This is a genomic window from Nonlabens sp. (genome assembly GCF_051251825.1).
GTDB lineage: Bacteria > Bacteroidota > Bacteroidia > Flavobacteriales > Flavobacteriaceae > Nonlabens.
The window spans coordinates 116796-128738 of record NZ_JBPOGG010000004.1 but is presented as its reverse complement, the minus strand read 5'-3'; the positions used below and the strand labels follow the sequence as shown (position 1 = coordinate 128738).

Below are 11943 nucleotides of genomic sequence, written 5' to 3'. Positions count from 1 at the left end.
AGCAATTATAAAATGTGATGCTAATTTTTAACTCTTTTAACCTTAGAAGGATTCAACCATCGAGATCTCAAATACTTTAATTGTCTCAAGGTTCCTTTAATATAAGCTTCAACCTCTGCGTTTTTAAATCTTTTCTTTTCCATCTTCATTGTTTTTAGCTTGTTTATATTCATTTCTATAATTTCTAGTATCGCCATACAATCAGTCGACTAGTAAAATTGCGACTGAATGAATAGATGTAATAACTTCATTATATTTTAAGATACAGCTATTTTTCCATAATTCTAAATTTTTAACTTGACCTTATAGATTGTGAAGCTGTATAGATTTCATAATTTATAGTTTATCAAAACCCAAATCTATATTGATTTTCACGTAGCAATCTGTGGGATATGAGAATTCACTATCTTTATTTTGTGAAAATCACAAATGATATGAATGTACAAGAGTTGATTCTAGAACGCTTCCGCGAAAGCGAACCCAATACAAAATCCTTTATACAACATCTCGCAGATGTTCTAGACATAAGTTATGATGCAGCATATCGTAGAATTCAAGGGAAAGCAAAATTAGAAATTGAAGAAGCTATGACGCTCGCAAGAGTAGGCGAGTTCTCTCTAGATCATATCATGACGGCGCATCAAGATCTCACGGCGCTGGGAACGGCGACAAAGAAAATTAACTCAATTGAAACTCTAGGAAAGTATTTTGCCGAAATGGAAATTAATCTTAAAATGGCTGGTAAGGAAAACGTAAAATGGATTTATAGTGCTAAGGATATTCCTGTTTTTCACCATTTTAATGATACGGTGCTAGCTCGCTTTAAAATGTATGTGTGGTTGCAATTACTGGATCCTAGCATGGAAGGAATGCGTTTTGAGAATTTTCATTTACCACTTAGTTTAAAGGAACAAATTAAGAAAAATAGAGTGCTGTTTGAACAATGTAATCGTCTTGAAATATGGAATGACACGACGATTTCTAGTAGTTTGCAGCAAATTCATTTTTACCACGAGGCTGGTTACATTAACAATGATGTTGCCATGGAACTTTGTAAGGATCTTAGAAGCTTGGTCAAAAAAGCAGCTGCTGATTTAATGGACAACTCTTATAACATCTATTATCATGAACTGCTCTTGATGAGTAATAATGCGGTTGTGAAGAAGAATGATAAAGCCATTGCAGGTTTTGTCACCATGACTATGTTGGGTTACATAAAATTTAGTGGTAGTAATATATTAGATCGTATGGACGAGTTTTTTCAACACCAAATGAGACAAGCTACATCTCTTAAAGACGCATCATTGAAAGAACGCTCTATATTTTTCAATAAAATGGAGCAAAAAATAAGCGCTCTAGAGAAATCTCTAGAGCGCTATCAATCTTGGGACTTTTAAATCTTATCCTTTTTGTAATAATACTTTGGCTTGATTAAAGGCAAATGCAGCATCTAACCATTGAGCCATATCATTCCATTGTTCACTTTTAAGATAATTGCTTTTATAAGTTTTAATGGTTTTTACTTTTAAAGTATTTCCTTCCATCACTGCAGTGGTGATAAAGTTACCTGTTGCATTATCTACAGAATTATTTAAAGCGTCTAAACCTTTAATGGTGTAACCATCTGGAATTTCTAGGTCTATTTCATAGATAAAAGTTTTAGCGTGATTCAAATAAATATCAACCGTACGCTCACGTTCTTTTTTCTCTAGTTCAACTTGTCCACCTATAAATTTACCTATTTCAATAATTAAGTTGTTTCCAGCTTTTTTGATGTAACCATCATTAAGTGTCATCGTTTCTTGAACTATAAGCGGTGAATCATCTCCATAACGACCTGTCTCAATAACCTTTGAAGTATAATCTTTTACGGTTGCAGCACTCCATTCACGTTCAGCAGCTTTTTCTCTACGTTCTCTAAACTCTTCTAGTTTCTTAGTCTCAAGAGCTTCAAACTGTTCTGCATATTTTACGACTTGTTTTTTACTACCACATTCATAAAAGTGCTCTTGCTCATACTTACTATAATCTTCTTTTAAAAAATCACTCCAGTGAATCCATGTAAACATATATTCTCTTTCAAAATGTCCAGTTGCAGACAACTCACGATCCATTTGGAATCCTTTTTTATTGTCATTCAACTTCAACTTTAGTTTTTCTTGATATACGTTTTCTGCAGCAGTAGAAGAAGATAGAGTAGTGCGTTTAACAGAAGATATTTTCTTTTTCTTGATTACAGAACCTACATAAGCCTCAGCTCCTTCAAGTTGTTCTGGAAAGCGCTCTAAAGTCATGTTCTCATTAAAGTCAAAGAAAAACAACTCTGGTTGCGTATTGAATTTAAGACCTACACGAGCATTTGACTTAATCAATAAATCGTCTAGTTTCCCATCAAATCGTGGTTGTACAAGAACAATATCATAATCTATCTTGAATGACTCACATATAGCTCTCAAATCATTAATTACCTGAGCATCATTTTCATAAATACCCATGTAAAGATCCCAGCATTTTGTTTTAGGTGTTCCTGTAACAATATCTGCTTGGTAAGCAAAAATAGGTTCAAAGAAACGAGTATATCTATTGAATCTTATAAACTCAAGCCCAGCTTTTAGCTTCTCAGCTTTGGTTTTATATTTTCCTTTCTTAATGTATGCGATCACTTCTTTGGCACTGTAAGAACTTGCTCTATTGAATTTACGGTCAAAGTAATCTAATACATCAGCCTTAGTCGCAACAGATTTACGTTCTCCATCTTCACCTTTAAATATCTCAGCATTGTACTCGTTTGATCTTCTACGTGCAAATGCCACTTGAAGCTTGACTGATGGTTCTTCAACTAGTGGATAATACCATCTGCTGGTTTCTAGTTTCTCAACATTTTTTGCTTCAACTACGTACATTTTTGTTGCGTTGCGTTCTGTTTCTTCTTCTTTAACCGCTGGTGCACCATTAAACGTGTTCATGTTTAAGAAGAAATCATTTTCAACCTCTACAGCGATGCGGTAGTCTAAAATAGGGTACTCGTCCTTAATAGTAGATTCTACAGCTGGATAAACATCTAGTCCATCATAATCTCTTTCTTTACGATCTGTCTGAATAAATATATCTATGATATCTCCTATTTCAAGATTAGGGATTGCAATCTTACGTACATCATCTTCCTCAACCTCTTCAGCTTCTACATCTACTATACTTTCTGTACCATCTGGTTTTATAATACGTATCCCTAGTGTAGTTTCTTTACGAGAAGATGTTCCCCAACCGAAAGATATTTTAGAATCTTTACTCAATGATATTTCAGAGAATCCTTCTAGTGAAGCTTGATCTAGAATTTTTACAAGTTGATGTTTATTTGATTTGAAATAAACCACTTTTCCACTGTTGATATATTGAATATAACGGTGATCTTTTAAAATTACGGCACTTTCGCCATTCCATTTTTCAGGAATTTCCATGGCCGTAATTTGAGCTCCAGTTTTATTCCAAAATTGCTCACGCAATTCTTTCTCTAGTTTGCTTTGTCCTTGCGCTAGTATAGTAAAACACAAAGCGATAATAGTTAATGATAATCTCATAAGTCTAGTAGTAATAGGTATTTGTTATATTTTCTTAAGAACGATTTGCTCGTCATAGAAGTTCTTGATCTCTTCTATAGCCGCGTTCCATGTGATGAACTGGCTTTTTTCAATCAAGCGGTTCTTTATTTTAATTTTTGAGGTATAGTTAATTGTAGAACCATTCAATTTATAACTAGCTTCAACGTGTAAGAATGGATTATCTATAGAAATGGCTTCTGGAAAAGTTTCAAGCGTGTAACCAGCTGGTAATTCAAGTGCAATGGTTTTTTGCTCTACTCTTGTATTACTCATTTTATAAGAGTTCTTACGTTTTTCATCCATGGTCCAGTTTGATAAGTATCTTACTGGATCAAGTTCCAAGTATAAATTATCGTCAAAACTACTTACCGCATTAGACACTTTCATGTCATAGGTAAGTTTGAGAGTTTGATCTCGGTCTGTAGGGTCAAATGCGCTCACATTGTCTATAGTAGCATTATCGTTACCGTCAGTAAGGACTTTTAACATTACTTCTTCACGTTTATCTTGTTCCATTCCAGTAAAACCATATAAGAAACTACTAGCTTGTTCTCCAGTAAGTTCTTTATTCATTTTACCTACTAAATCTGTTCCTTCGATTTTAAATGTAGCGTTGTAAATTTCCTGATTGAAATCTGGAGTTGCTTGTGGCACTTTATGCAGTATAAAACTATCTCCGTTTTCTATAAGAGCTTGTTTTCCTTGAATTCTAGTCGCAAATGTTCCATAAGAATTGAATTTCTCAGTTCCATCTATAAAAATAGGTTTGTCATTTACCATGATAGCAGTAATCATGTGATTATCTACACTTAACGATGGAGTAGAGTAATCATAAGCAATATTATCTGTTCCTATCCATACTAATCGCGCGTCATATCCAGCTTCTACGAGCATGGTTTTTAAAAGAATAGCCATTCCTTTACAATCGCCATATTTCTTATTATATACATTCTGTGGACTGTCTGGTTTAAAACCAGCAATTCCATCTTCAAATGCGATGTACTTGATGTTATCTTGAACCCAGTAATAAATAGCTTTTACCTTTTCATCATCAGTGGTTAGTCCATTTGTAAGTTCTTTAACTTTAATGGAAATATCTGCAGTTTCAATGGTAACATCATTTACTAGGGAAGAATACCAGTTATATAAATCTTGAGTTTCTTTAAACAATGTTACTTTTTCTCCTTTACTGTTTTCAAATGATTGCGTGAGATATAAAACATGCGGATAAATGAAAGAGTTACCAGGCATGCGGTATTCTCTTTTCATAGGATTCAAATTGCTAATTTTAAAAGTCACTTGATTCCCATTAGGGACTTTTTTTGATAGCTTCTTAATATCATTGTCGCCAAAATGGTATTCCTTAATATCCATTATTAACCAGTCTGGAACAGTGATAGTCATCGTTCCTTTCATAACTCTGTAAGGTTCTACAAAGTAATCAGTTGTAAAGTATTTAACGTCTTTGTATTCTTTAATCTCAGTCACCGTGCGCTCATAACCTTGTAAAGGGAAAGTAAGCTTAGCATATTTTACACGATAGTCATTATGAAAAATGGATTCTGTAGAATAAGCCTCATCCATGACATTCCACGCCATTTTTTTATTACGCTTATCACGCAATTCTAATTTCTCAATAGAAGATTCATTATCATATCCAGTGCTATAACCTATATCTGCACGCGGAGCGATAGAAAAGAATGTAGTTACTATTTCTTCGCGTACTTCAACCTTACCGGTTTTACTATTACGAGAAAAGGTGATTTCAGTCGATTTATCAGAGATAACGACATCTTCATCTTCATAAGTGGATTTTAATTTTTTTGCCTTGGAAACCTCTTGACTGGTAGGTTTATCTTTTTGTGCAGTTGCATTGAAACCTAGTAATAACAATAAGGTGAGACTTATTGCTTGAGCAAATATTTTCATGTAAGATTGTTAAAGCTGCAAATATAAATTAAAGTCATTATTAGGTAAGTATTTACTTAAGAAGACTTTATTGAATTATGAGCATGATTAATTACGCTTTCGCGAAAGCGTAATTAATCAAACCATAAATAATGCCAAAAAAATTGAGGTTTTAATCTAAGTGGTAAATCTCCATGATATCCTTAAGGATAGCAGCAAAGTCAATTTTAAGATCAATTAATTCTCCTGTTGCAAGGTCAAAAACCCAACCGTGAACAGTGATTCCTCTATCCTTAAACGCAATCTGTACATCACTAGTTTTAAGAACATTAATGCATTGTTCCTGAACGTTTAGTTCAATTAATCTGCGGTATCTTTTATCTTCATCTTCTATAGCATTCAACTCTTCTTTATGCATTCTATACACATCACGTATATTTCTTAAATACGGATTAAGAATACCTAAATCTTGTGATTGCATCGCCGCTTTAACACCACCACAGCCGTAGTGACCACAAACTACTACGTGATCTACTTTAAGATGTTGAACCGCATAATTAATTACGCCCATAGCAGTTAAATCTAGGTTAGATGCCATATTTGCGATGTTTCTATGTACAAACACATCACCAGGACCTAATCCCATAATTTCCTCAGCAGTAGCGCGACTGTCAGAACAACCTATGTATAATATATCTGGATCTTGACCAGAAGCTAGTTTATCAAAATATTTATCATCTGATGCTAGTTTAGACTTGATCCATTCTTTGTTATTCTCAAAGATTTTACTCATATTTTTCATATACCGAAATTTTTAGACTGAAAAATAAAGAATAAGGTTGATATTTTATAGTTTTCTAACAAATCTATAACGTAATATTTTATAAGTTTCTTAATGCCTGATGATTACAGTATAAAAAAATGGCTGACATTTATTAAATATCAGCCATTCATCAATTCTCAATGAATCTATTTGATAAAATCAAGGAGTAATTTATTCACTTCATCTTTGTGAGTTACATAAAGTCCGTGAGGTGCATCTTTAATTATTTCTAATTTTGAATCTTTAACTATGGAATGACCATGTTTAGAACTAGGTTCTATAGGAACGATATTATCTGTATCTCCATGAATAAATAGGGTAGGAATGTCTATTTTTTTAAGTGCGTCTCGTAAATCTGTACGACCAAAAGCATCAATACAATCTAGTGTTCCCTTAGGACTAGCATCCATAGCAATCTGGAAGTTATAATCTAGTTGTGCTTGAGAAACTCGATCTTTATTATCTTCAAAGTTCATAAATCCAGCACCAAAATCTTTTAAGAATCCAGCACGGTTAGTTGCTATTCCTTGTTCCATTCCTTTGAACACTTCATCTGGTGCGCCGTCTGGATTATCGTCTGTTTTAAGTAGATATGGAGCGATAGAACTCATAAATACGAGTTTATCTAGTTTACTAGTTCCAAAAGTATCCACGTACTGTGCGAGCTCGCCACCACCCATAGAAAAACCAACTAATATTACATTTTCTAATTCAAGTTGCTCGATAAGATCATTTAAATCTTCGGCCATCGTGGAATAGTCATATCCATTCCATGGTCGTGATGATTTACCGAATCCGCGACGATCGTATGTGATCACGCGGAAACCGTTTTCAATCAGAGCAAGAACTTGATATTCCCACATAGCGCCGCTCAACGGCCAGCCATGTATAAGAATAATAGGTTGTCCATCTCCTTGATCTTCAAAGTATATACTCACATCAGCATCGTGCTGTGCGGTTGTTTTTTCTAAATAGGGCATAATTTATTTTTGTTTTATTTAAAGATATAAAACAGGATTTTGAAAGATTTTAAATTCTTGTGAAAGTTTAGTTTGAAGTATCTCATTCTATAAGGATGAAATTCATTTTAAACTTATTAAGATTCTAATTGTTTATGAGATCCATCGCAGTTGGGCTTGCGTTTGGAGAGGCCACAGGTACAATCATGGAATCCGTATCCATCTTTGATACGTTCCATGTTTTTTACGATTCGTGCTGTTTTAGTTTTAGATTGTTTGGGCTGTGTAAAATGTAGCAGATAGCCCTTTTGCCTTCCAGGAGTTAGACTGTAAAACGCTTTTTCAAAATCTTTATCATTATTAAATTCAAACTCTAACTCTTCTGGAACTTCAAAATCTGAGGTCTTTTTCATGGGAACTTCCTTACCAGACTTCTCAATTTCAATAGCTTCCTTAATATATTCTTCAATTATCGATTCCTGATTAACGATTTGTACTAATCTTGTAAATCTTATTTGTCTGGTAGCTTGAACGTTTTCAGTTTGTTGTACTAGAATATCTTCTGGATCTTTTAGTAACACACCTTTAAAGAACATGATGGCACAATAATCTTTAAAGCCATGAATAATGATAACATTTTTATCATTTATGGTATAGCAAGGATGCATCCATTTAAAAGCTTCTTTTAATTCACTTTTAGTAATTATCTCATGCAATCTTGACAGTTCAGCTTTCCAAGATGTAAGATTCTCAAGATAATTTTTAATGTCCTTGTTCATAGTTCTAGAGTTAGCTCAAGGTCTTAATCTTTCCCAACTTTAAAAAGCTTAGAAACTAAATAAATGATTGTGAGAATGATGAGTGCAATTAAGGCATAAGCAACATACCAGCTATAAGTGACATAATCGTTAAAGCCTACATCATATGGATTCACATAATAAGTTAGGTAAAGAATAGCGCCACACATGATGACCGATACCGCCAAGAGCAACCAGCAAATATTTGAAATAAATGAGTTGTTCTTATCAGACCACAGCAGCATCATAAACGCTGGAATGGACATGAACGCAGCATAAAAAATCAAAGCCTCGCGATGCGCTTGTTTAAAATAGGTGTCTGATTCTATAAAGTTTATATCAACAATAGGATTGAAAAACGCTGCTATAACAAGTATTATGGCAATACCTAATAAAATATATGAGACTAACCGTTCTACACGCATGTTACAAATCTACGCTTCCTTTTCCTTCTCTTATTAAAACAGGATCATCACCTGTTAAATCTATAACCGTGGAACCTATGTTGTCACCATATCCACCATCAATCACATAATCTACTAGGTTATCCCATTTCTCAACTATAAGGCTGGGATCAGTTGTGTATTCAATAACTTCATCATCATCTTTAATAGAAGTTGAAATGATGGGATTACCCAAAGCTTGAACTAAGCCTATGGCAATGGAATTATCTGGAACACGTATTCCTACTGTTTTTTTCTTTTTAAAAACACTAGGCAAATTATTGCTACCTGGCAGTATGAACGTATATGGTCCTGGAAGATTACGTTTTAAGATTTTGAAAGTAGAGGTGTCTATTTGGCTTACATATTCACTTAAATTACTTAAGCTCTCACAAATGAATGAGAAATTTGCTTTTTCAAGTTTTACGCCGCGTATTTTGGCAATTTTTTCAAGAGCACCTTTATGATTGATGTCACAGCCTAAACCGTAAACCGTATCTGTAGGATAAATAACGAGTGCACCATCTTTCATAGCTCGTGCTATGCGCTGTAATTCCTTAGGACTTGGATTGTCCTCGTATATTCTTACTAATTGTGCCATGATTTTATGATTTGTAAAGCCAGCTATGTATAGGGATACACAATAAACCTATTGCAATGATAAAGAAAACAACCTTCATCCAGAAAATCGCGCGGTCGTTATCCACGTCTTCCTTAATCTCATAACGGTGCTTACCGTTGCGGTCTATTTTAATCATCACAGACTTCTTAGTTTTATGATGGTTTTCATTGTAGAAGCGATAAACCAATAGAGTACCAAACCCTATGACGCAAGTAACTATAGATAAAATCATCCAGTCTGTAGATGAAAAAATCAACGCTTGCAATTCTGTAGAAGTGGTACTATAAATCATAATCTATAATTACCTATAAAGTTAATCATTAAAGTTCATTATTAGGCTTTTTTAACTTCACTTTCTAATTTGAGCACTTTGTCGCCATCTTCTTGCTCAATGTAAAGTGCTTTATCACCACTTTCTCCATTGCGAGTTACCTCGTTACCTTTAATGGTTTTTGTAACAGATTCAGTGTAAGTGGAAATCACTTTTCCAGTTGCTGTTCCGTTTCCCCATTCCCATTCTACTTTGCTTCCTTCTCGTATCATTTTTTATTTTAAAGGTAATGAGAATCACGCTTTCGCGAAAGCGTAATAACAACACCTTAAGCAATTCTTAATAAAGTTTTATGAAGTCTACAACCAGTTGAGCGCTTTCTTAATCAAATTAAGTTTGCCAGAATAAGGAGCATATTTTACTGGAATGTCGAGCCATGTGCCGCGATGGACCACACCTTTAAGATGAGAAAAAGTCTCAAAAGTTTTCTTGCCATGATAATTTCCTATGCCACTATTTCCCACGCCACCAAAAGGCAAACGCTCATTTACAAACTGCACAATACTATCATTAATCACGCCGCCACCATAAGAAAAACGGTTGATGAACCATTGTTCAAAATCTGTATTGTTACTGAATACATAAGCGCCCAGCGATTTTTCATAAGAATCAATCCAATTTATAAGATCTTCCTGGGACTGATAAGAAATGATAGGCAGGATAGGTCCAAAAATCTCATTTTCCATCACCTTGCTATCTCGTTGTGGTTCATCAACTAGAGTAGGAGCGATGTACAATTCTTCCATGTCATGTGCGCCGCCAGTGATAATATGTTCATTCTTAAACATTTCTACCAGTTTCTCAAAATGTTCTTTTCTAATGATTCTAGGGAAATCTGGACTATCCTTAGGCTGAGAACCAAAGAAATTAGTGATCTCAGTTTTTATGTTTTCTACAAGTTGGTTCTTAACACTTGAATGAGCGAGAATATAATCGGGTGCGATACAAGTCTGACCAGCATTGAGGAACTTTCCCCAAACTATACGTCGCGCCGCTACTTTAAGATTTGCGCTTTCATGAACAACACACGGATTTTTACCACCTAACTCTAGAGTTACTGGCGTTAAATGCTTTGCCGCTGCCTGATAAATGGCTTTTCCCACCGGCGGACTTCCCGTAAAGAAGATATAATCCCATTTGAGACTTGTTAGTTCTTTTGCCACATCTGCATCACCTTGAATCACTTTTACGTGCTGTGACTCAAATGCCTCATCAATTATTTCTTGAAGTAATTGAGAAGTTGCTGTTGAGAATTCACTAGGTTTTAAAGTCACTGTATTTCCTGCCGCCACAGCACCTATCAATGGAGCCAGCGCGAGCTGAAAAGGATAATTCCATGGAGATATAATGAGCGTATTTCCATAAGGTTCTGGGTAACGTCGTGCTTTGGAAGGAAAATTAAGTAATGACGGTCTTACTTTTCTAGGCTTAGACCAACTATTAGTTTTCTTAATGTATTTATCGAGTTCGCCAGTGATGACATTATATTCTGTAATAAAAGCTTCAAACTCGCTTTTACCTAAATCACTTGCTAGTGCTTGATAAACTTGTTGTTCTTTGCGTTCTATGACCGCTTTTAGTTTTTTGAGTGACTTAATGCGGTAGTTGACATCTTTAGTCTGTTGGGACTTAAAGTGGTCTTGGTGGTCTTTATGTAAGGATTGAATATCACTTGCTGTACTCATAGTAGTTACTGTATCTTGAATTTTAAAGATAGAACAGAATCATCTCGAGTAGTGCTATGATTTTCTTAAAATAAAAAGGTGAGCACTATTTACTTACCGCTTTCCATATCGCATCGCCCGTAGGAACTGGAGCGATAATTTTAACAGGTTCTTTCTTTACAGGATGAATGAATTCTAGCTGACGTGCATGTAAATGAATACTACCATCTTTATTGCTTCGTCGCGCGCCATATTTTAAATCGCCTTTAATCACACAACCTATTTTGCTTAACTGCGCACGAATTTGATGATGTCTACCGGTTTCTAGCGCTATTTCAAGTAGTGTGTAACGATCTAGTTTCTGAATTACTTTATAGGTAAGAATTGCTTCTTTGGAATTAGGAACTCCATGATCGTGAGCGTAGCTTTTATTTTGTTTGGTATTGCGCACCAGGTGATGTACTAATCGTTCCTGTTTATGAGGAGTAGTTCCTTCTACCACTGCCCAATAGGTTTTTTTAGTATTATGTTCAGCAAATAGCTTGTTCATGCGTGGTAATGCCTTAGAAGTACGTGCAAAAACCACCACACCGCTAGTAGGTCGATCTAATCGATGCGTAACTCCTAGAAATACAGCTCCAGGCTTGTCATATTTCTTGGCTATATAATCCTTAATTAAATCAGGTAATATCACATCACCTGTTTTATCACCTTGCACCAAGTCTCCAGACTGCTTGTTTACAGCAATTAAGTGGTTGTCTTCAAAAAGGATGCGGTTGAATATGGACATAAAATAA

The 11943-nt window shown here is 34.8% G+C and carries 13 protein-coding genes; 1 reads left to right on the top strand and 12 read right to left on the bottom strand.

Annotation, left to right across the window (positions count from 1 at the left end):
• Window positions 1-20: 20 nt before the first annotated feature.
• Window positions 21-143, bottom strand: coding sequence for a hypothetical protein (locus ACSHWW_RS06930; protein ID WP_435681705.1), 123 nt, complete (start codon window positions 141-143; stop codon window positions 21-23).
• Between the two features lie 249 nt (window positions 144-392).
• On the opposite strand from ACSHWW_RS06930, the gene ACSHWW_RS06925 reads away from it, so the two are divergent.
• On the top strand, window positions 393-1397 hold the full coding sequence (locus tag ACSHWW_RS06925) for a hypothetical protein (protein ID WP_435681704.1): 1005 nt from the start codon (window positions 393-395) through the stop codon (window positions 1395-1397).
• Window positions 1398-1400: 3 nt separating this feature from the next.
• On the opposite strand, the gene ACSHWW_RS06920 is transcribed toward ACSHWW_RS06925, so the two are convergent.
• The 11 genes from ACSHWW_RS06920 to ACSHWW_RS06870 all read right to left on the bottom strand — a co-directional run bounded on the left by ACSHWW_RS06920 (window position 1401) and on the right by ACSHWW_RS06870 (window position 11936).
• Entirely contained in the window at window positions 1401-3578 is a 2178-nt protein-coding gene (locus ACSHWW_RS06920) for a DUF3857 domain-containing protein (RefSeq protein WP_435681703.1), read from the bottom strand.
• Between the two features lie 24 nt (window positions 3579-3602).
• The gene (locus tag ACSHWW_RS06915; protein WP_435681702.1) at window positions 3603-5528 is read right to left on the bottom strand and encodes a transglutaminase domain-containing protein; all 1926 of its coding nucleotides are present in this window, start codon (window positions 5526-5528) and stop codon (window positions 3603-3605) included.
• Window positions 5529-5679: 151 nt separating this feature from the next.
• Window positions 5680-6300: a carbonic anhydrase gene (locus ACSHWW_RS06910; RefSeq protein WP_435681701.1), complete on the bottom strand. Its 621-nt coding sequence runs from the start codon at window positions 6298-6300 to the stop codon at window positions 5680-5682.
• 176 nt (window positions 6301-6476) lie between these two features.
• Window positions 6477-7310, bottom strand: a complete 834-nt coding sequence (locus tag ACSHWW_RS06905) for an alpha/beta fold hydrolase (RefSeq protein ID WP_435681700.1) — start codon at window positions 7308-7310, stop codon at window positions 6477-6479.
• Window positions 7311-7426: 116 nt separating this feature from the next.
• Complete coding sequence (locus ACSHWW_RS06900; protein ID WP_435681699.1) at window positions 7427-8068, bottom strand: DUF1801 domain-containing protein; 642 nt, start codon at window positions 8066-8068, stop codon at window positions 7427-7429.
• A 23-nt stretch (window positions 8069-8091) separates the two neighbouring features.
• A complete protein-coding gene (locus tag ACSHWW_RS06895) occupies window positions 8092-8511 on the bottom strand; it encodes a hypothetical protein (RefSeq protein WP_435681698.1) in 420 nt (139 codons plus the stop codon).
• 1 nt (window position 8512) lies between these two features.
• The gene (locus ACSHWW_RS06890; protein ID WP_435681697.1) at window positions 8513-9130 is read right to left on the bottom strand and encodes an L-threonylcarbamoyladenylate synthase; all 618 of its coding nucleotides are present in this window, start codon (window positions 9128-9130) and stop codon (window positions 8513-8515) included.
• Between the two features lie 4 nt (window positions 9131-9134).
• The gene (locus tag ACSHWW_RS06885; protein ID WP_435681696.1) at window positions 9135-9443 is read right to left on the bottom strand and encodes a hypothetical protein; all 309 of its coding nucleotides are present in this window, start codon (window positions 9441-9443) and stop codon (window positions 9135-9137) included.
• A gap of 41 nt (window positions 9444-9484) precedes the next feature.
• Entirely contained in the window at window positions 9485-9694 is a 210-nt protein-coding gene (locus ACSHWW_RS06880) for a DUF2945 domain-containing protein (RefSeq protein ID WP_435681695.1), read from the bottom strand.
• Between the two features lie 87 nt (window positions 9695-9781).
• Complete coding sequence (locus ACSHWW_RS06875) at window positions 9782-11167, bottom strand: aldehyde dehydrogenase (protein WP_435681694.1); 1386 nt, start codon at window positions 11165-11167, stop codon at window positions 9782-9784.
• An 85-nt stretch (window positions 11168-11252) separates the two neighbouring features.
• On the bottom strand, window positions 11253-11936 hold the full coding sequence (locus ACSHWW_RS06870) for an RluA family pseudouridine synthase (RefSeq protein WP_435681693.1): 684 nt from the start codon (window positions 11934-11936) through the stop codon (window positions 11253-11255).
• Window positions 11937-11943: the final 7 nt, after the last annotated feature.

Bases quoted from the DNA above. Each gene is read 5' to 3' on its own strand.
- ACSHWW_RS06915 (WP_435681702.1), bottom strand. From the start codon at position 5,528: ATGAAAATATTTGCTCAAGCAATAAGTCTCACCTTATTGTTATTACTA.
- ACSHWW_RS06870 (WP_435681693.1), bottom strand. From the start codon at position 11,936: ATGTCCATATTCAACCGCATCCTTTTTGAAGACAACCACTTAATTGCT.
- ACSHWW_RS06885 (WP_435681696.1), bottom strand. From the start codon at position 9,443: ATGATTTATAGTACCACTTCTACAGAATTGCAAGCGTTGATTTTTTCA.
- ACSHWW_RS06930 (WP_435681705.1), bottom strand. From the start codon at position 143: ATGGAAAAGAAAAGATTTAAAAACGCAGAGGTTGAAGCTTATATTAAA.
- ACSHWW_RS06890 (WP_435681697.1), bottom strand. From the start codon at position 9,130: ATGGCACAATTAGTAAGAATATACGAGGACAATCCAAGTCCTAAGGAA.
- ACSHWW_RS06925 (WP_435681704.1), top strand. From the start codon at position 393: ATGAGAATTCACTATCTTTATTTTGTGAAAATCACAAATGATATGAAT.
- ACSHWW_RS06895 (WP_435681698.1), bottom strand. From the start codon at position 8,511: ATGCGTGTAGAACGGTTAGTCTCATATATTTTATTAGGTATTGCCATA.
- ACSHWW_RS06920 (WP_435681703.1), bottom strand. From the start codon at position 3,578: ATGAGATTATCATTAACTATTATCGCTTTGTGTTTTACTATACTAGCG.
- ACSHWW_RS06900 (WP_435681699.1), bottom strand. From the start codon at position 8,068: ATGAACAAGGACATTAAAAATTATCTTGAGAATCTTACATCTTGGAAA.
- ACSHWW_RS06905 (WP_435681700.1), bottom strand. From the start codon at position 7,310: ATGCCCTATTTAGAAAAAACAACCGCACAGCACGATGCTGATGTGAGT.
- ACSHWW_RS06875 (WP_435681694.1), bottom strand. From the start codon at position 11,167: ATGAGTACAGCAAGTGATATTCAATCCTTACATAAAGACCACCAAGAC.
- ACSHWW_RS06910 (WP_435681701.1), bottom strand. From the start codon at position 6,300: ATGAGTAAAATCTTTGAGAATAACAAAGAATGGATCAAGTCTAAACTA.
- ACSHWW_RS06880 (WP_435681695.1), bottom strand. From the start codon at position 9,694: ATGATACGAGAAGGAAGCAAAGTAGAATGGGAATGGGGAAACGGAACA.